The organism is Pseudoalteromonas sp. SD03 (assembly GCF_040937955.1).
In the GTDB taxonomy this organism is placed as follows: domain Bacteria; phylum Pseudomonadota; class Gammaproteobacteria; order Enterobacterales; family Alteromonadaceae; genus Pseudoalteromonas; species Pseudoalteromonas tetraodonis.
This window is the reverse complement of the sequence record NZ_CP162514.1, coordinates 2,042,191-2,067,728: the sequence shown is the minus strand read 5'-3', so window position 1 is coordinate 2,067,728 and position 25,538 is coordinate 2,042,191. Positions and strand designations below refer to the sequence as shown.

The following is a 25,538-nucleotide window of genomic DNA, read 5'->3' as shown; positions in this document are numbered from 1 at the left end:
AGTGTAACTGGCTAAGATGAATAGCCAATTAACTCTTAGTCCAGTAGAGAGGCTTTATGTTCAACCTCAATCCAATCTTTTTCATCTACCCAGTTTTGTGCGCCGTCTTTTACTGAACGAATTGGCACAATATAATCACAACTTATTTGCGGTTTAACCGAAGCAAATATTGGCACAAAGCCAAAGCTCAGGGCGGTTTCTATAATTGCTTTTTGGTTTTGCGGATCGATATCAGCCGCTTCATCTATGTAAATAGGTATACGGTATAAGTTTTGTTCCTGATCGCTTAATAAGTAACGAATAAACAACATGCCACATAATAGCTTAATGGTGATACGCGTACCATTTGAACCAGCCGAATCTATTTTTTCAAAGTGCTCGGTTTCGCCCGCGCGGTTAACCACTTCAAAACGAATATCAAATAAATCGGTAAGGGTCAGGCCTGCTTTGTCTGAGGCGAGTTTAATTAAATGATCTTTTGCGTCGTTTACCGCACTTTCGCTGTACGGCTCTTGGCTGAGTAAATCCAGGGTATCGCCTTGTTCAATTTGGTTAGATGTACTGATAATGGTATCAATGCTATCTACCAACATTTTTCGCGGGATAATATTAATTTTAAACGCTTGCAGGTTTGAAATGCGGTGCTGGCTTATGCCTTTATTAAAGCTATTCATTTCACGGCGTAGGCGGTCTAAATCTTCACGTAAGCCTTTAATCGTGGCGGCCACTTCGGTGAGGGCAACGCGACCTTGGCGCTCAACGGCATCGCGCTCGTTATCAATGTTATGAAACGCGCTAATAAGCTTTTGATATTTACTAAACTCATCGTTTTCGTTATCAAACTTAGTGATACCAGCATTATAAATATGCATATAGGTATTACGTACATTTATATCGAAATTACGTAGCTCTTGGCAGTCCTTATTAAAGTGATGAATTAAATCGCTTAAATTATCAAAATCGATTTTTATATCAATCATGTAAGGTGTCACTTTACCACTGTATAAATCTAACGTGTGGTCAATACGCTCGGTTTTAACTTGGCGCAGGCGTTCTGTTTGACGATTAATTTGCGCTTGTTTTGATTTAATTAACGAGCGTCTATCAGCAATTGAGCCACTGTTTTTTTGAATATCTTGTAGGTAGTCGTCAACTTGTTCGCGTTCGGCTAAAAGCTGCTCTTTTAGCATTGCTTGGGCGTCAACCGATTGTTGCATCACTTCAAATTGCTCTAAGCGTTTAAGTGCACTTTCAGCACTCATAAGCTCATCGTATAGCGCGTCTTTTTCTTTTTGCTTATCTGCAACATTGGCGGCCACTTCGCGCTGTTGTTTAAACTCTTTTAATGATTGCTCAAGTGCGGTTAATTGAGCACTCAGTTGCTCTTTGTTTTCGCCGCTTTGCATTTGCACAGGCGAGAGTTTTTTAAGCTTAATACTGGCACCGGGCAGGGTGAGTACACCGCCTTTTACGTTTTCACTAAGCTGCGCTAAAAATTCGCCGAAAGCGTCGTCATCATCAATAGTGATATCGCCATTGCTGGTGGTAGCAAAGGAGAGAAGATCGGGGTTTAATAGTCGCGATATTTCTTCAACTTCTTTCAGTGATAAGTCTTCACGCATACGAGTGAATAAATTAAATTCTAAGTTTTTAAGTTGTAACTTTAAGCTTTTAATTTGTTTTTGTGTTTCGCCAATGCGGTAATCAAGGGTGTGCAGGCTTTGACCTTGTGCACTCGTTATTGAGTGTGACAACGACTCGTAGTCATTTTTTAACTGCGTTAAGCTGGTTTTGAGCGTGGCTTTATTAACCAGCTCAAACTCACTTTTAAGAGCGTTGTAATCTAAAAACCACTGTTCAATTTGGGTTTGTTTGCGCTCTATATCGCGCGATTGTTGAACGTATAGGCTTTGTTTTTGTTCAAACTCGTGTTTTTCGTGCTCAATATCTTCAAGAGCGATGTTGAGTTCGCTTAGTTGCTCTTCCTGATACGTATCAAAATCAATCAGTGCTTGGTCAATTTTTGGTGCATAAGCGGCCAGTTTACCTTTAAGAACGGTTTGGTTTTCAAGCATAGATTCAAGGGCGGCTATGGGCTCTTGCATTGACTCAAGGGCTTTTAATTCACGTTTTGCGCGGTTTACTTTATCAAACGACCGGCGCCATACTTCGTAAAAGTCGACCTTTGAATTTGACATGTGGCGTTCAAACACACGTAACATAAAGCGCTTAACGTCGTTTGCGCCTAATTTATGTAAATTAAGAATACGACGAAATATTTCTTTGTATATTGCAGAGTCTTGAACGTTGTTAAGGGGGATCATTTTTAAATTGATCTCACCATCAAATTGCGTTGCACCGCCAGTAAGTAGGGCGTTTAACTCTTGTGCTTTAAGCTCTATCGGGTTGTAACCTTGCTGCTTTAAGTGATTAAACAGCTTGGTAAACTTAATAATGGTATTGCCTTGGGTGTACTGGGCTAAATCAAGTTTGCCTTGATAGCAAAAGTATTGGTGTGCATAACCGGCAATTTTACCTAAGCCTGCTACGCCAATGACAACTGAGCCATGGGGTAAATCGGCTTGCAATAAAATGTACGATTGATCTGATGAAAAATAAAACTTACGGGTTTCATCTAAATCGTGGCCATCCCACTCGGTAAGGCGTAAATCGTTAATTAGCGGAAATTGCAGTGCATTAATAACTGAGCTTTTACCTGTGTTGTTAGGCGCACAAATCGAGCTACTTTTATCAAGTGGGATCACACACTTTGCATAGCCTGCAGTATTAAGTAGGGCGAGTTTACTCAGTCCGTATAAGTTTTTCATTCCTCGTCCTCTCCTAAAAAGGTTTCTTCATTTACTTCCATTAAGGCATCAATATAGCGATGAATTGGCGCCTGTAGCATAAAGCCGCCTTCCACTTCGCGGGCAAGGCCTAAACGTACCATGCGTAAATACACATCTTTGCGTAAATCAGAACCCGAGAATATTTCAAGCTGATCAAATAAATGTTTATTAAGTTGTACCAAGGTTTGCATTAGCTCTAAATCGTTTGGCTCATCAAATAATGCACGCATTGGGTCTTTACCTGTGTTGGCAAAGTGTTCGATTAAAATATAAATAGTGAGCGCTATCGCGCGCGATATTTTGCCCATATTGGGGGTGCTTTCATCGCTAGCAAAATAATAAAAGCCACGACTGTCGTGCTTTAAATCATGGCCTAATGCTGTGAATAAGGCGCTGTAGGCTTCAATTTGTTGGTCAAGCTCTTGCCACATTAGGGTGTCTTGTTCGCAAATGTGGTAACCCGCGACTAATTTTTTATTAATGGCTTGTAAGTGAGAAAGCTCATTTAAGTTTATCTGTGTCATGGTCATTACTCGTGCTCGGCTTTATCAGCCTGAGGCTCTGAATTAAAGGGGTACAAAGAAAAGTGCTGGCCTGCAATGTTAACGCGGGCTTTTTTATCGCTTTGGCTAATGTGTAGGGTGGTATCGCTCACTAGCTTTTGATATAAAAACAGCATTTCATCGGCTTCAAGCTCTGGGTAGCTTTCGTCTAAAAATTGCAGCAGAGGCTGTGGTTTTTTACGCTGCTTTTTGAAGCGTTTTGCAAACTGCGCTTTTACATCGTGATAGTCAGGAATGTTTGGCGTGACAAACGCAGGCACATCGTTTTGCTCTGGTAGCTGATATTCATGATGCTCAAATTCAGCCAGGCTTGCCATGTAGGCTACTATATGGCGCTGTTGACCCAATGAATACTTTTGCGCATCGCTTACAAAATGTGGCTGCACGGCGCTGAGCATATTATCTACCCCATTTTTACGTATTAGCCCTAATACTTTTGCTACTTGGCGGGTAACAAGGTTATTACGGCGCAACTCTTCACGCAGTGGCATAAGCATATCGGCACTTTTACGTAAGCTTATCCGGCCAACTAAGTGCATTTCTAGAATGCGGGTACGCAATTGCTCAAGCATGCGTTTATCGTTGTATGCTTTGCCTGAACGTTCAATATGTTCTATTTGGGTGCTAATTTGTTGCTCAATTAAAGTAAAACAGGCATGAAAGTCGCCTCTAATATCCACCATTTCCAGCATGGGTTCTATATACTCATCAAACGCTTCTATCACGGCTTTATAGCGTTTTTGTAGCGACTGCACTGCATTATTAGATTTGGCTTGCTCAACAATATTTAAAATGGCGTTTTCGTTGTGTAAAAACAGTTTGATTATTTTACGCACCCGATCATCCATAATACGGCTAAAGCGGCGTAAATCATCAAAATCTTCCATTTCACCGGCATTAGATAGCCGATTACCTAAACGGGCCAAATCATCAACCAATACACTTATTTCTTGTGCTAAGCCTAAATGTTCTTCTTGCAGTAAAAAGGTGGCAAAATCGGCAATGGCGCGGTTAATTTCCAGTTGTGACGATTTAGCCAGCGGAATAATAATTTCTTGATTTAATAACCGGTTGGTTTCTTTATAAATACGCTCATTATTCCACGTGGGTTGCTTTTGCTTAATGGCATTTTGAAGATCTTTAATACTAAAGTCGGCCATTTTAAAGCGCTTAAATAATAGCTCTAATACACCCCAGTGTTCATTTAGGGTATTAAGTAGCTTTTTAGCTGGGATCATAAGGCGTTGCAACTTCCTAGTATTCGTTATTTTATATTTCTCGAACTTATATGGTATTCGTTTTTGCGACGATTTAATAATAGTTTTTACACCCGCTTAGTGATAGTATCCGCGCCGAATATAGGCACATAGAGTTTGTGGGTATATTTTTTACATGGTTTCAATTTTTACTTAACCCCGAAGGTTGTTTAATATCATGGTTTCCTCGATTATCCTGACGCTGATAGCGATTGCATTCTTGCTTATCGTTATTGAGGATGTGATCCACGTTAACAAAGCCAAAACGACGTTATTTTTTGGTACACTTTGCTGGATTATCTCCTTTATTTTTCCTCTTAATGGGCAAAGCCCCGAAACGATTCAAACCCTCCTAGACCACAATATTTTAGAAATTGCTTCTTTATGGCTGTTTTTAATGGCCGCAATGACCTTTGTCGCCTATTTAAACTCTAAAGGACTTATCGAAAATGTTGTGAATCGGATTATGCCAACCAGCATTAGTGAGCGAAAGCTGATGTTTTTGGTGGGGTGTTTTGCGTTTTTATTTTCATCTATTTCAGACAACGTTACGGCCACGCTAATATCACTGGCAGTGATTATGTCATTAAAACTTGAAGCCAAAAAGTTAGTTAAGTACGCCACGCTTATTGTATTTGCTGTAAACTCCGGTGGTGTATCACTTATCACGGGTGATGTAACCACACTTATGATTTTCCTTGATGGTAAAGTAACAATTAGCAATTTATTACTGTTAATTGTGCCTGCGTTACTAAGTGTATTATTACTGGCTACTTTGTTATCAATTGGCATGAATAAGCAACTCGAGTTTAAAAAAACTAAATTTAAACGTATTGAAAAAACCGACATAACCATTGCGGTTATTTTCTTCACTACGGTTATTGCTACGCTTACATTGAGTGTTTTATACAGTGTACCGCCTCTGCTTACTTTTTTATTGGGTTTATCTATTATGTTTTTAGTCGCGCAATTTTTAATGCGCAAAAAAGACATCAACAAAGATATGATCGATTTTATACGCGACATAGAGTACGACACCTTATTGTTTTTCGTGGGTGTGTTACTGCTTGTTGGTGCGTTAAAAGAAGTTGGGGTACTGAGCCAATTTACTAATTTGTATACGGTAATGGCGCCAGAGTACGCAAACTACTTAATGGGTATTTTATCCGCAGGTGTTGATAACGTGCCACTAACGGCAGCGTTATTAAAAGCCGACATTGTAATGAGTCAACAGCATTGGTTGTCGTTTACGTATGCAACCGGTGTAGGTGGCTCTATGCTAATCATTGGCTCGGCGGCCGGTATTATAGCCATGAGTAAGGTAAAAGAGCTGACGTTTGCAAGTTACCTTCGCTTATCGCTGTATTTATTACTGTGTTACACCTTTGGTTATGCGGGCTCTTACTTAATGGGTAGTTTTATTTGATTTTATAGTAAAACGACTTGACAGCTAGACGTCTAAACGATAACTTTCAAAGCCGCACTCTTAGTGCGGTTTTGTTTTATTAGCCACAGGTTAATAATACATTCAGAAGAGGTGCGATACTTAGGTACTTAATGTGAGGCAACGACAGCCTGCGATCATTAAGGAGGGAAGTACTCGCCGAGGAAAATAATGGGTCGTTACCATTGTTTTTCGGTTTATGGGGCTGAATCCTCAAAACTGTCACCAATTTAGGTGGAGAGCTTCTGGCAGTAGATTTTTCTTATCTTTATTTCCTGCCAAGTTCTTCTTGTTTTATTGCGGTTTGGATGCCGCGAAAGGAGACGAAATGACTACCCAACCAGTGCCACAAAGTTCACAGTGCACAAAATCAGATTACATTGTTGCCAAATTTGGTGGCACCAGCGTTGCTAACTTTGAGGCGATGAGCCGTTGTAGCGAAATTATCGTAAACGATAAAAATGTACGTATTGTTGCAGTAAGCGCCAGTGCCGGAGTGACCAATCATTTAGTGGAGCTTTGCAAAGCGGGTATTGAAGCCGCTAAACGCCAACAGCATATTGATGGTGTCCTTGCGATTCAGCAGGCTATTTTAAATGACCTGTCGTTAGATGAGGATTTAGCCATTGGGTTTAATCAAACGCTAGATGCATTTCAAACGTTGGCGGCACAAACACTCAATACTGAGCAGCAGTTCGATGAGCTACTTAGCTTTGGCGAGCGTTTATCGTCTTACTTATTTACTCAAGTACTAAGGTTAAAGGGTTTAAAAGCCACTCGTTTTGATGTGCGCCAGGTGCTTAAAACCGATAGCCAATTTGGTAAAGCAACACCAAATGTGGCCGCCACAGCGCAAGCCGCTAAAACACATTTAATTCCGCTGCTTGATGATAGCGTTATTGTGACCCAAGGGTTTATTGGTAGCGATGCAAACAATTTAACGACCACGCTCGGTCGAGGCGGCTCAGATTATAGTGCTGCACTGCTTGCTGAGGCTATTAACGCTAAAAGTGTGCATATTTGGACTGACGTAGTGGGTATTTTTAGCACCGATCCTCGTTTGTGTGTAAAAGCCACTCCTATTGCGCGTTTAAGTTTTGATGAAGCAGCAGAAATGGCGACCTTTGGCGCTAAAGTGCTGCACCCAGCTACAATTTTGCCTGCCAGTCGCAGCCATATAAATGTGTTTGTTGGCTCAAGCACAGAACCAGAACTTGGCGGTACGTGGATTGAACGTGAAAAATCGCAGCTACCTGGTATTCGTGCGGTAACGCAACGTAAAAATCAAATATTATTAACCCTTAAAAGCCCAGAAATGTTATTAGCGAGTGGTTTTTTAGCCCGTATATTTACTATTTTAAGTGAGTGCAATATTTCGGTAGACTTGGTTACCACCTCTGAAATTAGTGTAGCAATTACCCTTGATAATGCGCCTAATGCATCACGCCCAGAGCTAGATCAAGAGTGCTTAGATAAACTCGCTGAATTTTGCCATGTATCGGTTGAGAACAATTTAACCCTAGTAGCACTTATTGGGTCTGAAATTGTATTGCGTCAGCACGAAATGAATTTAATGAAAGTATTAAGTGATTTTAATATTAGACTTATTTGCCATGGTGCAAGTAAACATAACTTGTGCTTTTTAGTTGAGCAAAGCGAGTCTGATGCAGTGGTTCAAGCGATTCATAGTCGATTACTAGAAAGTGATTGCGCTGCGTAAATCGTTAATAGTTATTATTGAGCACCGCCAGTCGGTGCTTTTTTTTGCCACAACGCTAATATCAAACATGTCGTTATGTGCTCCAACCACGGTATTGCTACAAGCTGTAAGCTGAGTGTTATTAAGTTCGTTAAACACATTAGGGCTTAATAATTGAGCAATGGGGCGGCTGGTGGCTTTAGCCAGCGCTTCTTTTAATGTCCAAATCCTAAAAAAATGATGTGCTTGAGTTGTTATGTTATCTGTATTGGTTATTAAACTCACTTCGGCTGGGTGGTAAAAGTGTTTAGCGAGTTTATTAAAAGGGCGCTTTAAACTAATTTTTTCAATATCAAAGCCAAATTGAGTTGATGCTACATTTAACGCTGCACCTACAAAACCATGAGAATGAGAAATACAGCAACTGATCACGCCTGTTGTATTTTTAATATGTAATTCTAATTTACTGTTATCGGGGTTAAATTCAGAACTAATATCACACAGCTTTAATGATGCATAAGAAGAACAAGCGGTTTTTACTAGGTATTTAAGCACTAAACGTGTGGCTAAATATTCTTGTTTAGCCTGTGGATTTTTACGCCGATTAATAACATTGAGCTCAAAAGGGCTTAAATAGTGGGGTAAATCAAATTCACCCACATTGAGGGTGGTTGCGTTAAGCAACGCAATGCAATGGCTGTTATTTGCGAAAGCGGGCGTGGCTTTTAGCTGGTTTTCAAAGTAAGTTACACTCATCATTGCTCGTTATAAATGACGACCGATTACATATTTATTACCCAAAGCTGGATAGTTTGTGAGCGGTTGTTAGTTGTTGTGAGCGCTAAGTACATTTTTATTACTCAGCCGCTCTTAAATATGGTTTAATTCGCATTCGTTAAAATAATAACAGATTTGTAGGTGTATGGCACAAGTGCGTGATGGTTTTCAAAGTCGACTAGGTTTTGTATTGGCAGCAGCCGGTGCAGCGGTAGGTTTAGGTAATATATGGGGTTTTCCTACGCAGGCTGCTAATCATGGTGGCGGCGCATTTTTACTGGTTTACTTTATCGTTATTTTTTTGCTGGCGTTACCTGCTTTGTACACCGAGCTGTATTTAGGTTACAAAGCCCAAGCTAACCCTGTTAAAGCGCTAAGCCAAGCATGGCAAGATCATGCCCCTAAAGTGGGAGCCGCAGCAGGCTATATTGGCCTTGCCGGTGCCATCGTTATGTTAAGTTTTTACTCAATTGTGGCCGGTTGGATGCTTTCCTACGCTATAGAGCCTATAAGTAGCTTTTTTGGCTTGCATAGCTTGAGTGAGTTTTTACATAGCGACTCTATGTTACGTAATTTTATTTTTACGCCGCTTATGCTTATTTTAACCGCCAGTATTATTTTAAAAGGGGTGAAGTCGGGAATAGAAACCTGGTCACGCCGTTTAATGCCGCTTTTACTTGTTCTCCTTATTGGGCTTATTATTTATATTGCAACGTTAGATGGCGCAAGCGAAGGGTTTGCTGCTTATTTAGTGCCTGATTTTAGCAAAATACTCGACCCGGATTTAATTATTGCCGCAATGGGGCAAGCGTTCTTTTCGTTGTCGCTTGGGGTAGGCTGTATGATGATTTACGGCTCATATTTAAAACCCGGAGCTAACTTACCAAAATTAACCGCAAGTGTTGCGCTACTTGATACCAGCGTGGCGTTTTTGGCGGGCTTATTAATAATTCCGGCTATTTATGTTGCCCAGTACAATGGCGTTGAAGTCTTTAGTAACGGTAAACTAATTGGTGAGGGGCAACTTATTTTTGCCATATTACCTGAGCTATTTGGCACTATGGGTGAAATTGGTTTATTGGTTGGCTTATTATTTTTTGTTTTGATGTCGATAGCTTCAGTTACCTCAACTATTTCATCAACTGAGATCCCTGTGGCATTTTTGGTTGAAAACCACAGTGTAGATAGAACCAAAGCAACATGGGCAGTCAGTGCTGTTGTGCTTATTTGTGCCAGTACCATTATATTAAACTTTGATTGGTTATTTGGTTTAGTGATTATGGTATTTACTCAATACCAATTGCCGTTAATGGGGCTGTTTTACTTTATAACGGTAGGCTGGCTATGGCAACGTGGTAATAAACTGAACAAGGCAAGTAGTGGGCCGCACTATTGGTTTGCACAATATATTCGCTTTGTGTGTCCTGTACTTATGACCTTAGTATTTGCAAATGTAGCGTTTGGTTAAAAACTTTTAAACGCGAATTTAAAAATGCAGTTTTAAAAAGCGAACTATTGGGAGTCACCCGAAAGTTCGCTTTTTACAGTTTAAATGACTTGATATTACAATACTTGATTGGTTAGCGTTTGCCCTTGAGCAAGCTCGTTTGCATTTTGTAATGTTATATTAGCGATTTCGGTTAGAGCTTCTTGAGTAAAAAAGCCTTGATGCCCTGTTATTAACACATTTCTAAAACTCACTAAGCGAGAAAATATATCGTCTTGATTTATTTCGTCACTGTGGTTTTTAAAAAACAGTTCTGATTCTTGTTCGTACACATCAAGCCCTAAGTACCCCAGTTTTTGTGATTTAAGTGCTTTAATACACGCTTGGCTGTTTACCAGCGCACCGCGAGAAGTATTAATGAGCATGACCCCTTTTTTCATTTTATTAAATGCGGCGTCATCAATTAAATGATGCGTGTCTTCGCTCAGCGGGCAGTGCAGTGAAATTATATCGCTTTGGGCAAGTAGGGTATTTAAATCGGTAATAGTGTAATTGCCTGGTTTTGCAAAAGGGTCGCACACTAAAACGTTAGCGCCAAAACCATTTAAAATGTTACACAGTGCCAAGCCTATTTTACCGCAGCCTATAATCCCTATGGTCTTGTTATGTAAGTTAAACCCAAGTAAGCCATTTAAATCAAAGTTGTCTTCGCGCACGCGGTTATAAGCTTTGTGTGTTTTACGACTGAGGGTAAGCATAAGGGCAACACAATGCTCCGCTACTGCCTCAGGGCTGTAGGCGGGTACGCGTAATACGCTGAGGTTATGCTGTTTGGCAACAGGCAAGTCAACGTTATTAAACCCCGCACAGCGTAATAAAATAGCGCTAACACCCAATGTGGAAAGTTGCTCAATCACTGCTTTATCTACTGTATCGTTGACAAATACGCACACAGCGTCAAAGTTTTTAGCTAATATTGCCGTCTGCGGCGATAAACTTTGCTCAAAATAAGTAATAGTGATGTTAGAAAAGCCATTTAAACTTTGCTCAAAAAAAGGTCGCTCATATTTCTGAGCACTAAAAAAAGCAATATCCATTAACTAGCTCCAAGTAATCAATTATTTTATTACCATAAACTATTCTTACTATAGATGCTTCACTCTTGTTGTTTTAATTACGACAGGATTATTTTAATACAGCCGAACGGACTCCTAAACGAGCGGTCGTCGGTTTTATAACGGGCACTGATTCTAAGCAGCTTGTTATTACATTATGTAATGACTCCGGTTTAGTTCGCGGTGCATAGCGAGCAACCAGCTGCCCTTGTGCATTAACTAAAAACTTAGTGAAGTTCCATTTTATTGCTCGGTTTTGTGCAATACCTCGTGTATGAGACTTTAAATAACTAAACAGTGGATGCGTATCTGGGCCATTTACCATGACCTTATTAAACACCTCAAAATTAATTGAAAAATGTTTTTGATAATAGTCTTTAATGGCCATTCCCTCTAATGGCTCATTTTTATCAAATTGATTACACGGAAAGGCTAAAATAGTAAACCCATCGTTTTTGTATTGTTGATATAGCTTTTCTAGCGCGCATAATTGCGCAGAAAAATGACATTTACTGGCGGTATTAACAATAAGAACCGTTTTTCCTTTTAGCTGACTCAAAGAAAAATCATCGTTATTACAAAGTGGTGCGTTAAATTGATAAATACTATCCATAGATTACCTACCTAATTTCCGTATGAGGGAAATTTTAAAAGACTTTCATTCGCTTTTTTAGCGGCCGATTGACATAATCGAGCTTATGTTTCTAAGTTATCAGTTAAATAGGTCATTTTTATGTCAGTAAAAATTGCATTTATAGGTTTAGGCGTAATGGGTTACCCAATGGCAGGGCATCTAGCAAAAGCGGGGCACAGCGTATGTGTTTATAACCGCACAGCAGCTAAAGCACAAAAATGGGTTGAAGATTTTAACGGCAGTTTTGCACCTACCCCGCGTGAAGCTGCAAGTGGTGCCGATATGGTATTTATGTGTGTTGGCAATGACGACGACTTACGGTCAGTGGTATACGGCGATGATGGCGTTTTAGCTGGTATGGACAAAAACACGATTTTAATCGATCACACCACCACCTCAGCTGAAGTAGCACGTGAAGTTGCGGCAAAAGCGGCTTTACAGCATATCGACTTTATTGACGCGCCGGTATCTGGCGGTCAAGCAGGCGCTGAAAACGGGGTGTTAACCGTTATGGCCGGTGGCAACGAAGCGGTATTTGCTAAAGCACAACCAGTTATGGCGGCGTTTAGCCGTTTTAGCCAGTTATTAGGGGAAGTTGGCTCTGGGCAATTATGTAAAATGGTTAACCAAATTTGCATTGCAGGTGTAGTGCAAGGTTTAGCTGAGGGGTTACATTTTGCTAAACAAGCAGGGCTTGATGGCGAAAAAGTAATAGAAACTATTTCTAAAGGCGCAGCTGGTTCGTGGCAAATGGAAAACCGCTACAAAACAATGTGGGCAGGCGAATACGACTTTGGTTTCGCTGTAGATTGGATGCGTAAAGATTTAGGCATAGCACTTGATGAAGCTAAAAATAACGGTGCAACGCTGCCAATGACCGCAACGGTCGATCAATACTACGCCGATGTACAGGCTCTTGGCGGCGGCAGATACGATACCTCAAGTTTACTAGCGCGTATTGAAGCACTGCATAAAAAGTAATGTAATTGGTAAAAGTAAACTTTTCACAAAAAGGGTAAGAGGTGCTGCGCTTTTAGAGAAAGTGATATACATAAAAATAATTGTAGGTTTTATGTTTTCTCATTTACTCCTCTAGTACACCTCTAGTACTTCTCTTTGTGCAATATTGTTTACTTTAAAAGTGCGCTTTTCACATGCGCAAGCTGGGCTTCTACCCCTAGGTCTAAGTGCAGGGTTGTTTTGTAGACGAGTAGCTTGCTTGCATGACGGGCAAAGCCCGTAAATTGATTTATCACAAAGAGGCTAAGAGGCGCTGCGCTTTTAGAGAAAGTGATACACATAAAAATAACTATAGGTTTTATGTGTTTCTCATTTATGCCTCATTCGCTTCTCTTTGTGGGACTTACTTTCGCTTACCTAACTATATACAAAAAACGCGACACTTTTTGCTAAAGGGTCGCGTTTTTCATGGATTATATACACTAAAGCAAATTACATACTTTGCGCGTAGTTATACAGTGCTTTTAAAATTGTAAGATTTTTTTCACTGTCGTCATGCTCGTGCGCTAGGTTTTCAAGGGTGATCATAAAATCTTGTGCGCTGATTGAGGGTTGATCTTCGCCATGCATTAACTTGCTTTGACAATATTGACGCCATTGATCAAGCTCTTGTTGGTTTAGCGTTTGTGGCCAGTTACGGGCGCGGTATCTAAACAACAAAGTATTAAATTTAGGATCTTCAAATTCAAGCTTTAAACTTGCCAAGTCTTCAGGTTTTGCATCACGAATAATCGCAAATTTAGCTTTATCAGCATGGCTAGTAAACCCATCATATAATAAGTAATCCACGTTCGTGGTGGCGCTGTAATCGCCTTGCTCGTTAAATACCTCAGTGACTTTATCACGTAGCTCGGTATTGGCTTTTAAAATGGCTAAATTAGCCAGGCATTGCTCGCGGTCAATACCCAAGCGAGCAGCGTTTTCAGGCAGTAGCGTTTTAGCCGGTGCTAAAATAGGGCACTTGTTTAAATGCACCAGCTTTAAACCTACGGGTAAATCACCCTCTGCTAAATCTATACGTTTGGTGTATAAACGCTTGCGTAGCTCTTCTACATTTAAATCAAGTAATACCTGTGGGTTTTGGGTTAAATCAAAACAAATAACCGCGTTTTTATTAACAGGATGAAAGCTCATAGGTGCCACCCAGGTAGTACAGCCTTGGGTTGCTGGAATACGTGACGAGGTATGCACTAATGGGGTCATATTAAATACATCAACCATTTCAGCGAGTGCTTTTTTACCACGCAAACTAAAAAAGAACTGATACAGCTTAGGCTGCTTTTCTTTTATTAATTTAGCCAGTGCAATAGTAGCCGTTACATCACTAAGTGCATCGTGCGCGGCGGCATGTTCAATGCCATTGGCTACGGTTAAATGCTCAAGTTTAAAACTTGGGCTGCCATCTTCTTTTAATGGCCACTCAATACCCTCAGGGCGCAGTGCATAGCAGGCACGCACTAAATCAATAATGTCCCAACGGCTGTTATTGTTTTTATATTCACGCTCATACGGGTCGTAAAAGTTACGATAAAAGCTATACCGGCTTACTTCATCATCAAAGCGAATACTGTTATAACCAGCCACACAGGTATTGGGCACGCTAAATTCGGCATGAATTTTAGCAATAAACTCAGCCTCAACTAAGCCTTTTTGCATCGCCACTTGTGGGGTAATACCAGTAATTAAACACGCCTCAGGATGCGGTAAATAATCCGCTTGAGGCTTACAGTACTCAATAAGCGGCTCGCCAATAATATTTAAATCAAGATCGGTGCGTACACCGGCAAATTGGCTCGGCTTATCCTTTTGCGGGCTTGCCCCCCAGGTCTCGTAGTCGTGCCAATAGATTGTTGCTTGTTTTTGCTCTTGATAAGCCATTAAAAAACCCTATAAGTTAGCTTGAAACGGTTTATATACCGCCAAGTTACTAAATTTATGAATTATTTAGATTATGGCATAGGGTTACAGAGGTTTATAGGCATGGATTATAAATGTTATCAAAACTCAATCTTGATATTTCAAATATTATAAAAATTACTTATGGTTTAGATCTTATTCATTATTAATTAAATTATTTCGTGTATTATTATATTTTTACAGATATCTGTTTATAAAGGTTAAAAAATGTTGAGCAAGGGATTGGAAACTATAAGAAAAATAACCCCATATTTTATTCTGTTTTTTTTGTCCGTGTGTTGCTTGATGTTGTTGAGCGAGTATAGGGAAGCATTCCCCATTCGTTCAAATACACAAAGCGCTTGGAATAATACTGCAACAATAATTAATGGTTTAATTTCACCTATCCTTGCATTAGTTAGTATAGTTCTGCTTTGGCTGACCTGGGTAACAACAAAAAGTGAAATGAAATTAACAAGACGCTTATTAGATATACAATTAATTGAAGAAAAAAAGAAAAACTCTCTAGAAATTTTCTCTCGTAGAATTAACAATCTAAACGATAAAATAAATAAAAAGATAGATATAAGAACATCTTCAAACGTTGCTAATGATTTAATTAACTTACTACATGGAACAGTTAGTTGTGATGATAGGGTTAATCTATCAAAATTACTTACTAATCATGTTAGTGAAAACTTTAATTCGGGAAGCAGTGAGGTAACAGCTGCGGAGCTTACTTCATTAATTTTTAATAGAGGTTTTTATGTAAGTACAGCGCTACATCGTTATGTTGTGTCTATAAATAAGGAACTTAAACCTGATTTTAGTAGTTGTATAAAAATGAAGGACAAGGAAGAGTGTTTAAATATACTTTTAGGGTATCATTTTTATTCAAGTAATGAGTTTAACGTCATAAATAATGCATTATCAAGATTGATAAATAATATCTGTGAATATGATGAAATTACCAAAAATGAGCTTTTTGAAGAGTTTGCATTAAATTTTGATATGGAATTGGCTAAAGCAATTATAGGAATGCCTAGCAGTGAAATAAATGAAGAGGCGAAAGTAGCGATAAGAAAGATGTAATTTTAAAAATATTTTTTTATTATTAACACTTACTAAAAAGCTCAAGATCACACTAAGAAGCCCTGTGAAGAAAAGTAGGTACTTTTTTCATTTAGAATATGGTTGACACAACATGAAACTAATAATAAAAACGATTCTATTTTGGGTATTAATCACCTCTACCGCTGTGTGTGCTGAGCTTGCTAAAGTTAAAGTAAATGGCTTTGATATTAAATATGAAATAGCGGGTAGTGGTAAACACACTGTTTTACTCGAGGCGGGTGGCTCTGCAGGGCTGAGTGATTGGGATCCCATTTATAACTCGCTTATCAAGCATGCAAAAGTAATTCGCTATTCTCGAATTGGCAATGGCGGCTCAGCGCAAATAAAGAAAAACTATAGCTCTGAGGAGTATGCTGCTGAAGCTTTACTATTACTTAAAGCGTTAAAAATTGAAGAACCTGTGATTTATGTCGCGCATTCTTATGGTGCTTATATCGCAAGGGTATTTGCAGCAAGCTACCCTGATAACATTAAAGCGTTAATGTTAATTGAACCCGCCTCAGAGCATGATGTTGATATTATGCGTAAGATTGATTTACCGCGCGCTGAAAAAGAAATTGCCGCTATAAAACGTGATGATATGAAAAACGGCATGTCGAATCAGTATTTAGACTTTTGGTCGAAGCGACCTTTGCCCGATTATCCACAAATAGCAGATATTCCCGTGACGGTTATTGCCTCAGTTAAAAAATATGAAAATCCATCGGTGTTATTTTTTACTGATAAAGGGCGTGAAATGTGGGGAGAACTGCATTTAAACTGGGCTAATGCTTTTCCTCAAGGTGAGATAGTGCTAACCAGTGAAAGTTACCACTATCCACAAAATGATGAGCCAGAAATGGTGATCACCCAGCTAGTCAGGTTACTTAATCGCACTGATTAATTTTTAGTTTACAAAAATATACACAAGCCAAGTTTTAATTCTGTTCTTTGGGTCGTTATTCTGTAAAATTATCGGCTTAACACCTGTGACCTAGTCGTTACATTTGTTGTTGGGGTTAATTATTCAATTAATATAAGCAGACGTTATGATTTTTTATATTATTGGGTTAAGTACGCTTGTTATTATTTTGTGTGTGGCGCTTTATGTGATTTACAGCAATATACGTAAGAGCCGAGTAAGAAAGTCAAAAGAATATAATGTGTTATTTGATAAAGACACCATTATTGATGAACTCATTGCTCAACTTAGCGAGAAAAACCAAACCCAAGAAAACCAGGAAAAAACAATTAAAGGCAAACAAGAGATCCTTGCAACTTTTATAGATTTGCATCGATCGGGTAGTTTTTGTGCGCATTTAAGCGAACAAGAAATTACGTATTTTGTTAAAAAGAAACTAAACATGGAGAGTACTAAAAATGGATAGCGAGCAACAAGCAGTCGCTGAGGCAAAAAACACCTCATTTATGGCACGTTTTGGTCGTCGTAATGTGATTTTACTAACATCCGTTGTCGTGGTGTTAGCAGTGATTGCAACATTAACGTCGCAGGTTATTTCATGGAATGAAGCCGATGAACGGCTAGTTCATCAGTCAGCTTTTACCGGTAATTTAACGGTAATAAATCAAGCGGGCCCTTACTTAAAAGCATTTGGTACGACATCAGCCTATAAAAAAGTTATTTCAATTAACTTTACCGGCGATAGCAGCGCAACAGCCAGTGCCATTGTACCACTCATTCCTATTCGATTCTTAGATACCACGACCGGTGGGGCACGCGGTGTTTCCCGCTTTAGATTACCTGGCAACGTACCCGCTAGTGAATCGGGTGCTTTGCGTGGTTTATTAAAAATTCATGAAGAATTTGGCTCCCAAGAAACCCTAATTTCTAACCTTTTAATGCGTGCAACAACAGAAAATGTAAAAGCGTCTGCACGTATGATGTCGGTGGAGCAACATTATTCAGGTGGTAATGGCCAGTTAAGCCAAGATTTTTCTGATCAACTTACTAATGGTATTTTTGTTACTGAGCAAATTATTAGTACCGGTGAGCGTGATAAAACAGATGATTTAAGTAATTTAAGTAAGCAACAGCGCGTTACTATTAATATAAAGAAGGATGCTGAAGGTAATCCGCTACGTAATGCGCCTATTTTAGGCTCTTACGGGATCACAGTCGTTGATGCGAGTATTATTGATATTGATTACGAAAATAAAGTAAATGCACGTTTAGAGGCGCAAAAACAAGCGGCTGCTGATGAAGCTCTTGCAAGACAAAACCTTAAAAAAGCAGAGCAACAAGCACGTACTGAAGTGGCATTAGGCGAACAAGCGATTGCAAAGCAAAGAGCTGAGTCTGAAAAGCTAAAAATTAAAGAGCAAATTGATGCAGAACGAATAAAAGCGAATGCGATTATTTCTGCCCAGCAACGTGTAGCTGTTAAAGCGGAGCTTGCAAAAGAGCAAGAAGAAATTTTAAAACAGCAACGCTTAGAAGCATTAGGTATGGACGTTTTAGCTGAAGCACGTTTACGCGCAAAATCAGCAGCGCTTGATCCTAAGTATGTATTTGATGAAACACTTAAAGCAGAAGTTAAAATTCAAACGGCTTTATTTAATAGCTTAGGTAACAGTCGCTTAGTGCCTGAAATTGTTATAGGTGCAGGGCAGGGTGAGCAAAATAATGGTTCTGAATTTATGCGCTTACTGGCGGCCGACGCGGCATTGAGCCTTAAGAAGCGTTTAGAAAAAGAGAAAAAATAAACGTTAAAAATCATTATAAAGCCCTAGCTTTAATTGCTAGGGCTTTTTTTGTGGTATCGCTTTGTAAGTGGTGAGTTTAAAACTTAGGACACAAAGCGTGGCTAAAGCCTTTTTCGGTTAGCAAAAAAGTGGCGCTGGGCGTCGAAAATATATATTCCTCATGAAGAAGAAACGCAATTGTTCCTTTTATTTGCTCACCTTGATGATCTGAGGCATCGCTAATTAATTGTTCAGGATCTAACTGGCTTGGGCTTGGAAAGTTATTATAAAGATGCTTAAAAATTAACGTAGCAATTGTGTTAAAGGTATCGTTATTTTTCATTTTTGGAGAGTCCTTAATTTATATATGTAGCAACAAACTGGCTGTTTTAAATATGCTTTTTAAATAATAACACATTAAAAATAGGTACATGATCATCCTACTATTTTTTTAAGCTTTAATTTTGCAAGCTGCTGCTTTCATTTATTAAAATGATGATTAATTGTCATGCTTACCCTGCTAAAAAGTAGTGTGTGTTGCTGTTGTGTTGCGCAAAATCATAAAGTGTAATTGAAGAGTTGTAAAAATACGTTATCATTGTAAAACAATATGTAAAATCAAGCAGGTACTTAGCTCACGCTGACCAAGTTCGAGTTAATAACATCAACAAGGCAAGCAAGGACAAATTATGACACCTATGAAACCTTTAGCACTGGCAGTGGCTATGGTTGTTTTTTCACATCCGGCACATGCAGATACAGATCTTGATAAAGTAAAGCAGCAATTAAGCAGCTTACAAAAACAAGTGGAAATGCTGCAAAAGCAACTTGCAAAAGCAGAGCAAAAAAGTGAAAAGACAATCGAGCGCACCATTGAACAGAAAGAAGATATAGCTGAAGTTAAAGTAGCTAAACATGAACACAAGCCTCAGGGAATTAAAATTGGCGGTGCTGTTCGAACCAACTATAGCCACACCTCGTATGATGACGACAATAAAAATCGCGGCGGCGATTTTGACTTTGATATTTTTCGCTTAAATTTCTCAGGCGATGTGGGTGATGTAAAACTAAACGCTGAAATTCGTTTTTTTGATTACATGACAGCTGTTAAATACGCCTATGCTGCTTACGATTTTGCTGATGATTGGCAAGTTCAAGCAGGTATTACTCAGGTTCCTTTTGGTAACTGGCCTTACAATTCACATAACTACTTTTTCAGCACTAACTATTACGTAGGCCTTGAAGACGACCACGATTTAGGGGTGTTATTTAAGCGTAAAATTGCCGATAACTGGCAGCTTGATTTAGGCTTTTTCAAAAATGATGAATTAGGTGGTGTTGATGGTTATGTAGATAACCGCAGCGATCGCTACTCATACGATATTGTTGGTTTTAGAGAAGCTGGTGATGGTGTTTACGCTGAGCCGACCAATCCAATTGGCGAATATAATACGTTCTCAGGTCGTTACGGCTATCACCTAGAGCATGAGGGTGGTAAAACTGAAATTGGTGTGTCAGCGCTTGCTGGTGGCTTGCATGATGGTGTTGACCGCGCAGGTGACTATAACGCATGGGCGCTTCACTTAAACAGTAATATGGGCCCTTGGAACTTGCAATTACAACATGGCGAATACAACTACGATATTGATAACGTAAACCGTATTGCTGTAGGCGCTTACTCGTTTTACGATAGCATGGCAGCGGAAGCAACTATGTCGAGTGCAAACGTAGCATACAGTGTGCCGGTGCAATGGGGTGCAGTAACAAACTTACAGTTTTATAATGACTACAGCGCTATTTACGACAAATCAGACAACAGCAAAGATACCTGGATGAACGTAACCGGTTTTTCGGTCGCTGCAGGTGGTTTATTTACATACTTTGACTTAGTTCATGGTAAAAACATGCCGTTTGTTGGTGGGTCATTAGCGGGCGATAGCAGCGAAACTGAACGCCGCTTCAACATTAATATTGGCTATTACTTCTAATAAGCTAGTATTCAAAGCACACGTCTATATAATGGGCGTGTGCTGCTGTCGTTTTAAAAATTATTTTTACCCTACCAATTTCAGCACCTACAAATTGATAAATCTCTAATCAACTTCTAGTATAAAAGTTCAAATGGAATTAAATAAATAATCCATATAGCTTAGCTGGAGGCTAGACATCGATGTTTGTCGTTAATGAGCAGGTATTATCTGATGTAAACAAAAACTTTATTATTCCCCCAAAACCGCAAATTTTAGATGATCTTGATAGATTAGCACGTCAAAATGAGCCGTCTTTAATGGCTGCTGCAGATATAGTTGCTAAAGATGTGGCCATATCGTCTGCTATTTTAAAAATTGTTAATTCACCCGCTTACGGCTTAGTGCGAAGCATTGCTGACATAAAACAAGCCATCATGTTTTTAGGTTGGAATGGTATAGAAGCACTTATTCCTGCGCTTAAATTAAAGCAAATGTTTTTACAAAAAACATGTTGTATTAGTTTAGAGCGTTTTTGGGATAACGCGTCTGAAATTGCTAATGTAAACATGATTGTTGGACAGCGAGTAAAAAATAAAATTCCAGTTGAATACTTATACACTCTCGGTTTATTTCATGATTGCGGCATAGTTCCGATGGCGATTAAATATGACGACTACGTCAATGTGCTGCATGGTTCAAATAGAAGCAGTAAAGAAAGTTTAGTTGATATTGAAGATCGTGTTTATGGCGCTAATCATGCCATTATCGGCTATTACTTAGCATCGAGTTGGCATTTACCAAGAGATATTTGCCAGCTTATTCTACGCCATCATGATTTAAGTTTACTTGAGGACACATCCGATCCTAATCAACAGCTCTGTTTTTGTGTGTTAAAGCTCTCTGAAAGCATAGTAAATAGTATTTTACGTGATGAAAAAATTAAAGATTGGGAGCGCCTTGAACCGTTTATACTTAAAAAGTTAAATATGTCTGAAGATGAATATATTGATTTACAAGAAGAAGTTATTGATTACTTAAATCAGTAAATAATCATGCCGGGTTTGCAGCCTAGTTAAACGAGCGGTTATTTGTCGCTTTTATTAAAACGAATATGCTCAGTTTAATTAGACTAAAGTCTATAGGTTAGTTTTTTTCACTTATTGGTTTGTTTTTAATCGTTTGTCGAGATTAAGTAAACACTCTAAAGTTTAGTTGTCGGCAACAAGCACGACTAACCAAATAGGAAACTAATCATGAAACGCTCACTTATCAAAACCATCGCTCTTGGCTCTTTATTAACTTGCTCAGCTGCTGTAATGGCTGATCAAAGTGACTACAAGTTAATGGTTATTGAAGAGGCTGCAACAGCCCCACAAGAATTCGAAGTTGCATTTAACAGTTGCGCATTAAATGTAAAATCAAAAAACTACAGCCAAGCTGAAGAAATTTGCTCAAAAGCAATTACATTATTACAGCAAAGTACAGGCCCACGTTTTAAAGTACGTGAGCTAACCTCATTTGCTTTAAGTAACCGCGGTGTTGGCCGTTTAATGGCTAAAAACGAAACCGCAGCGTTATCTGACTTTTACGAAGCACAGCAAATATCAGGTAACGAGTTAGTGTCACACAATTTAACACGTGCTAAGCAAGATCTTGCTCTATAACATCTATTAGTGATTAAAAAGCCCATGCTAATTTAGTTAGCATGGGCTTTTGCATTTATGTAGTTGGCTTATTTCATGTCTGTAAATTATTGTCGATTAAAAGTTGAGTCAATTTTTTTAATCCTTTACCTTTGTTGGTTATTTTCCATGCAAGGTATAAGTCTTGAATAGGACGTGGTTCAATGAGCTCCACAACATGAAGTTTTTTAGCTTTAATATGTTCAGCAATAAGGTTTACTGGTAAATAACCAATCCCGATTCCCGATAAAATAGCGGTAATTTTTTGTTTTACGGAGCTTACATAAAAACGTTGACTACCTTCGATTAAATTAGCTGACCACGGAATACTTTGTTTTGCAGAGTCATGAACTATCACTGTGGTGTATTGACCAAGCTCACTAGGCTTGATGGGTTTTTGCTCTTTTGCTAAAGGGTGGGTTGGGTGAACCACAAGTACATTTTGAATATCCGTTATTTTCACTGCTCTGATCCCTTTTTGAGCAGGCACGGGGGCGGGTGCACCAATCACTAAGTCAACATTGTCCTCTATTAACGCCTCCCATGTACCGCTCATGACCTCTTCTTTTACATCAATTTCAATGCTTTTATGTTCAATTAAAAATTGTTGCAAAGCAGCAAAAACATTAGTTACGTCAATAATTGAGTCACAAGCAATCCGCATTCTAGGCTCCCAGCCATTAGCTATGGTTTGTGTTTGCTCCGATAAATTATTTATAGCATTGAGCACTTTACGCCCCTCGCTCAGTAAATGTTTACCTGCGGGGGTTAAAACTGCTCGCCGACCTTGGCGCTGAAACAAAGTTACATTTAATTGCTCTTCAAGTTTATTAACAATATACGACAGGGCTGATGGCACTTTATTAAGTTGCTCTGCAGCGGCTGCATAACTGCCACGATGCTCAATGGCGTCTAATACCAGTAAAGCTTCTATGCTAATGGGGGATGTATTCATCATCATACCAAATATTAACTGTTCAAAATATTTGAACATATAAAGCAAATAATAGGAGTTATTTAATTTTAATTCAACTTATACAATAGCTGCATAATCAACAGAAACAATACAGGTAAACATTATGACGATTAAAAATATCACAGCTGTCATCACAAAAACTGAACAGTCTTTTGCAACACTACCATTAAGGCTTATTGCAGGATTAGTGTTTAGCGCTCATGGGGCACAAAAACTGTTTGCGTGGTTTGGTGGCTATGGCTTGGAAGGCACAGGGCAATGGATGGAGTCGATTGGCTTAGCACCGGGCTATTTAATGGCATTAATGGCGGGTGGCGCTGAATTTTTTGGTGGGTTACTACTCATCGTTGGTTTGCTGGTGCGTCCTGCGAGTTTTGCACTGGCTATCACTATGGTGGTTGCTATTTTTACCGTACATATAGATAACGGCTTATTTATGAGCAACAACGGTTACGAGTTTGGTTTATCGTTGTTGGCAATTACCTTGGCCTTATTTATTCAAGGAGCTGGAAAGCTATCCCTTGATGGAAAAATTCATAACAAATTAAACCAATAAGCTGATCATATAACTGATTGAACTTTAAGCTGCCAATCTGCGTAAGGTTGGCACATTCTACATACTTAGGAGACGGACATGGGATTACTTGTTAACGGTGAATGGGTCGATAAATGGTACGACACCGAAAAAAGCGACGGTAAATTTGTACGCCAAGACAGCCGTTTTAGGGATACTATTTCATCAGCGCCACAAAGCAAATTTACCCCTGAGGCGGGGCGTTATCATTTATATGTATCGCTAGCGTGCCCTTGGGCGCACAGAACGATTATTTTTCGTAAATTAAAGCAGCTCGAAGACATTATTTCTATGAGTATTGTTGAAGCTCCCATGATGGAAAACGGCTGGGAATTTGGCGAGCAGGGCGATCCACTTTATAACTTAGATTACGCCTATCAATTGTATTTAAAAGCCGATCCTAGTTATGAAGGGCGGGTTACTGTGCCGATTTTATGGGATAAAAAAACGCAAACTATTGTAAATAATGAATCAATAGAGATTATTCGTATGCTTAATAGTGCGTTTAATGAGCTCACTGGCAATACTGATGATTATTATCCAGAGCCACTTCGTGAAGAAATTGAAGCCGTGAATAACCGTGTCTATAACACCATTAATAATGGCGTATATAAAGCCGGTTTTGCTACTACACAAGAAGCTTACAACGAGGCTTACACCGCACTATTTGATAGTTTAGACTGGCTAGAAGCGCGTTTAGCTAAGCAGCGCTATCTCGTTGGTGATGTTATTACAGAAGCTGATTGGCGTTTATTTACAACCCTCATTCGCTTTGATGTGGTGTATCACGGGCATTTTAAGTGTAACCGTCAAAAATTAAGCGAGTTTCACCATATTAGCAATTACGTTAACGAGCTGTACCAAGTACCGGGTGTTAAAGAAACAGTCGATTTAGAGTACACAAAGGTGCATTACTATGTAAGCCACTTAACGATTAATCCAACACAAATAGTACCGCTGGGTGCAAAGCATCATTTTGATGCTCCACACGACCGTGAACGTCCATATTAATTAATGTTTATTCTTTTTGAGGAAAGACCATGATCAATCATTATCCAAAGAATAGTTTAGGCAGTGCCGATCACGGTTGGCTTAAATCTAAACATCATTTTAGTTTTGCACATTACTATAATCCGACACGTATGGGCTTTGGTACACTACGCGTTGTTAATGATGATTGGGTTGCACCTGAAATGGGATTTGGAGCGCATCCACACAAAAATATGGAAATTATTAGTTTCATACGCAGTGGTGCCATTACTCATCAAGATAGTATGGGTAATAAAGGCATAACCGAGCAAGGTGAAGTGCAGGTAATGAGTGCAGGCACAGGTATTGTGCATTCTGAGTATAATCGTACCAATGAGCCACTTACTTTTTATCAAATTTGGATTCAAAGTAATAAACAAGATGTGCCGCCGCGTTGGGAAAGTAAAAAATTTCTGACCGACGTAGCTAACGAGCTTACGCTTTTAGTGTCGGGTTATGCAGAAGATGCGGGTAACACCTTATTTATCAATCAACAAGCACGCATTTATGGTGGAAAGCTTGCAAAAGGTACCACCATCACTCAGCGTATTGATCATCAAGCTTATGTACTTGCATCTGATGGTGCATTTACTGTAGATGACAAAAACAGTGTAATTACCATGAACAAAGGGGATGGTGCTGAGGTCACTCATGCTGATTTTATCACGCTAACTGCAGCAACAGAGTGTGAAATAATTATTATTGATACACTAGCCTAGGCTATTCGGCTTAGTTGGGTTTATCTTAATGGCGCAGTAAACACTGCGCCATTGTTTTAAAAACATACAGCA

The 25,538-nt window shown here is 39.2% G+C and carries 23 protein-coding genes and 1 riboswitch; of the genes, 14 read left to right on the top strand and 9 right to left on the bottom strand.

The annotated features are described in order from the left end of the window. Positions 1 to 35: 35 nt before the first annotated feature. The 3 genes from ABZP26_RS09610 to ABZP26_RS09600 are packed head-to-tail and all read right to left on the bottom strand — an operon-like array spanning position 36 to position 4,650. Positions 36 to 2,828: a hypothetical protein gene (locus ABZP26_RS09610; protein WP_024602960.1), complete on the bottom strand. Its 2,793-nt coding sequence runs from the start codon at positions 2,826 to 2,828 to the stop codon at positions 36 to 38. Then, a complete protein-coding gene (locus ABZP26_RS09605; RefSeq protein WP_028835095.1) occupies positions 2,825 to 3,373 on the bottom strand; it encodes a hypothetical protein in 549 nt (182 codons plus the stop codon). The genes ABZP26_RS09610 and ABZP26_RS09605 overlap by 4 nt, the downstream gene beginning before the upstream one ends. A gap of 5 nt (positions 3,374 to 3,378) precedes the next feature. Continuing rightward, complete coding sequence (locus ABZP26_RS09600) at positions 3,379 to 4,650, bottom strand: hypothetical protein (protein WP_013465140.1); 1,272 nt, start codon at positions 4,648 to 4,650, stop codon at positions 3,379 to 3,381. Between the two features lie 196 nt (positions 4,651 to 4,846). Between ABZP26_RS09600 and nhaD the strand changes: the two genes are divergently transcribed. Together nhaD and lysC are read left to right on the top strand one after the other, a co-directional pair. Beyond that, the gene (gene nhaD, locus ABZP26_RS09595) at positions 4,847 to 6,094 is read left to right on the top strand and encodes a sodium:proton antiporter NhaD (RefSeq protein WP_013465139.1); all 1,248 of its coding nucleotides are present in this window, start codon (positions 4,847 to 4,849) and stop codon (positions 6,092 to 6,094) included. A 98-nt stretch (positions 6,095 to 6,192) separates the two neighbouring features. Beyond that, positions 6,193 to 6,365, top strand: a riboswitch (Lysine riboswitch). Positions 6,366 to 6,440: 75 nt separating this feature from the next. Further along, positions 6,441 to 7,832, top strand: a complete 1,392-nt coding sequence (lysC, locus tag ABZP26_RS09590) for a lysine-sensitive aspartokinase 3 (protein WP_368484889.1) — start codon at positions 6,441 to 6,443, stop codon at positions 7,830 to 7,832. Here the strand turns inward: lysC and ABZP26_RS09585 are convergent. Then, entirely contained in the window at positions 7,809 to 8,567 is a 759-nt protein-coding gene (locus ABZP26_RS09585) for a 4'-phosphopantetheinyl transferase superfamily protein (RefSeq protein WP_058154796.1), read from the bottom strand. The genes lysC and ABZP26_RS09585 overlap by 24 nt on opposite strands. A gap of 166 nt (positions 8,568 to 8,733) precedes the next feature. Between ABZP26_RS09585 and ABZP26_RS09580 the strand changes: the two genes are divergently transcribed. Further along, entirely contained in the window at positions 8,734 to 10,056 is a 1,323-nt protein-coding gene (locus tag ABZP26_RS09580) for a sodium-dependent transporter (RefSeq protein ID WP_058154794.1), read from the top strand. A 95-nt stretch (positions 10,057 to 10,151) separates the two neighbouring features. Here the strand turns inward: ABZP26_RS09580 and ABZP26_RS09575 are convergent, their stop codons facing one another. Together ABZP26_RS09575 and ABZP26_RS09570 are read right to left on the bottom strand one after the other, a co-directional pair. Next, the gene (locus ABZP26_RS09575) at positions 10,152 to 11,132 is read right to left on the bottom strand and encodes a 2-hydroxyacid dehydrogenase (protein WP_368484888.1); all 981 of its coding nucleotides are present in this window, start codon (positions 11,130 to 11,132) and stop codon (positions 10,152 to 10,154) included. 88 nt (positions 11,133 to 11,220) lie between these two features. Next, positions 11,221 to 11,763 carry a glutathione peroxidase gene (locus ABZP26_RS09570; RefSeq protein WP_013465134.1) on the bottom strand — a complete coding sequence of 181 codons (543 nt, stop codon included), beginning with the start codon at positions 11,761 to 11,763 and terminating at the stop codon, positions 11,221 to 11,223. Between the two features lie 120 nt (positions 11,764 to 11,883). Here ABZP26_RS09570 and ABZP26_RS09565 point away from each other — a divergent pair, with 120 nt between their 5' ends. After that, on the top strand, positions 11,884 to 12,765 hold the full coding sequence (locus ABZP26_RS09565) for an NAD(P)-dependent oxidoreductase (RefSeq protein WP_368484886.1): 882 nt from the start codon (positions 11,884 to 11,886) through the stop codon (positions 12,763 to 12,765). A 471-nt stretch (positions 12,766 to 13,236) separates the two neighbouring features. Here the strand turns inward: ABZP26_RS09565 and sbcB are convergent, their stop codons facing one another. Further along, positions 13,237 to 14,682: an exodeoxyribonuclease I gene (gene sbcB, locus ABZP26_RS09560; protein ID WP_075169098.1), complete on the bottom strand. Its 1,446-nt coding sequence runs from the start codon at positions 14,680 to 14,682 to the stop codon at positions 13,237 to 13,239. A 246-nt stretch (positions 14,683 to 14,928) separates the two neighbouring features. Between sbcB and ABZP26_RS09555 the strand changes: the two genes are divergently transcribed. The 4 genes from ABZP26_RS09555 to ABZP26_RS09540 all read left to right on the top strand — a co-directional run bounded on the left by ABZP26_RS09555 (position 14,929) and on the right by ABZP26_RS09540 (position 18,537). Beyond that, positions 14,929 to 15,792 (top strand): hypothetical protein, encoded by an 864-nt coding sequence (locus ABZP26_RS09555; RefSeq protein WP_368484885.1) that lies wholly within the window; start codon positions 14,929 to 14,931, stop codon positions 15,790 to 15,792. Positions 15,793 to 15,904: 112 nt separating this feature from the next. Next, positions 15,905 to 16,717: an alpha/beta fold hydrolase gene (locus ABZP26_RS09550; protein ID WP_368484884.1), complete on the top strand. Its 813-nt coding sequence runs from the start codon at positions 15,905 to 15,907 to the stop codon at positions 16,715 to 16,717. Positions 16,718 to 16,862: 145 nt separating this feature from the next. Beyond that, complete coding sequence (locus tag ABZP26_RS09545) at positions 16,863 to 17,201, top strand: hypothetical protein (RefSeq protein WP_028835109.1); 339 nt, start codon at positions 16,863 to 16,865, stop codon at positions 17,199 to 17,201. Beyond that, the gene (locus ABZP26_RS09540; RefSeq protein ID WP_368484883.1) at positions 17,194 to 18,537 is read left to right on the top strand and encodes an SPFH domain-containing protein; all 1,344 of its coding nucleotides are present in this window, start codon (positions 17,194 to 17,196) and stop codon (positions 18,535 to 18,537) included. The genes ABZP26_RS09545 and ABZP26_RS09540 overlap by 8 nt, the downstream gene beginning before the upstream one ends. Positions 18,538 to 18,613: 76 nt before the next feature. Here ABZP26_RS09540 and ABZP26_RS09535 read toward each other — a convergent pair whose 3' ends face one another. Continuing rightward, entirely contained in the window at positions 18,614 to 18,859 is a 246-nt protein-coding gene (locus ABZP26_RS09535) for a hypothetical protein (protein WP_013465128.1), read from the bottom strand. Between the two features lie 346 nt (positions 18,860 to 19,205). Between ABZP26_RS09535 and ABZP26_RS09530 the strand changes: the two genes are divergently transcribed. The 3 genes from ABZP26_RS09530 (at position 19,206) to ABZP26_RS09520 (ending at position 22,150) form a co-directional block, all read left to right on the top strand. Next, positions 19,206 to 20,504 (top strand): porin, encoded by a 1,299-nt coding sequence (locus ABZP26_RS09530; RefSeq protein WP_368484882.1) that lies wholly within the window; start codon positions 19,206 to 19,208, stop codon positions 20,502 to 20,504. 182 nt (positions 20,505 to 20,686) lie between these two features. Next, on the top strand, positions 20,687 to 21,532 hold the full coding sequence (locus ABZP26_RS09525; RefSeq protein WP_013465126.1) for an HDOD domain-containing protein: 846 nt from the start codon (positions 20,687 to 20,689) through the stop codon (positions 21,530 to 21,532). Between the two features lie 207 nt (positions 21,533 to 21,739). Next, positions 21,740 to 22,150 carry a hypothetical protein gene (locus ABZP26_RS09520; RefSeq protein WP_013465125.1) on the top strand — a complete coding sequence of 137 codons (411 nt, stop codon included), beginning with the start codon at positions 21,740 to 21,742 and terminating at the stop codon, positions 22,148 to 22,150. A gap of 73 nt (positions 22,151 to 22,223) precedes the next feature. Here the strand turns inward: ABZP26_RS09520 and ABZP26_RS09515 are convergent, their stop codons facing one another. Continuing rightward, positions 22,224 to 23,123, bottom strand: coding sequence for a LysR substrate-binding domain-containing protein (locus ABZP26_RS09515; protein ID WP_368485619.1), 900 nt, complete (start codon positions 23,121 to 23,123; stop codon positions 22,224 to 22,226). A gap of 124 nt (positions 23,124 to 23,247) precedes the next feature. Between ABZP26_RS09515 and ABZP26_RS09510 the strand changes: the two genes are divergently transcribed. From ABZP26_RS09510 to ABZP26_RS09500, 3 genes are all read left to right on the top strand, one after another. Continuing rightward, a complete protein-coding gene (locus ABZP26_RS09510; RefSeq protein WP_368484881.1) occupies positions 23,248 to 23,700 on the top strand; it encodes a DoxX family protein in 453 nt (150 codons plus the stop codon). Positions 23,701 to 23,778: 78 nt separating this feature from the next. Continuing rightward, entirely contained in the window at positions 23,779 to 24,729 is a 951-nt protein-coding gene (locus tag ABZP26_RS09505) for a glutathione S-transferase family protein (RefSeq protein WP_368484880.1), read from the top strand. Positions 24,730 to 24,758: 29 nt separating this feature from the next. Continuing rightward, complete coding sequence (locus ABZP26_RS09500) at positions 24,759 to 25,466, top strand: pirin family protein (protein WP_368484879.1); 708 nt, start codon at positions 24,759 to 24,761, stop codon at positions 25,464 to 25,466. Positions 25,467 to 25,538 lie beyond the last annotated feature (72 nt).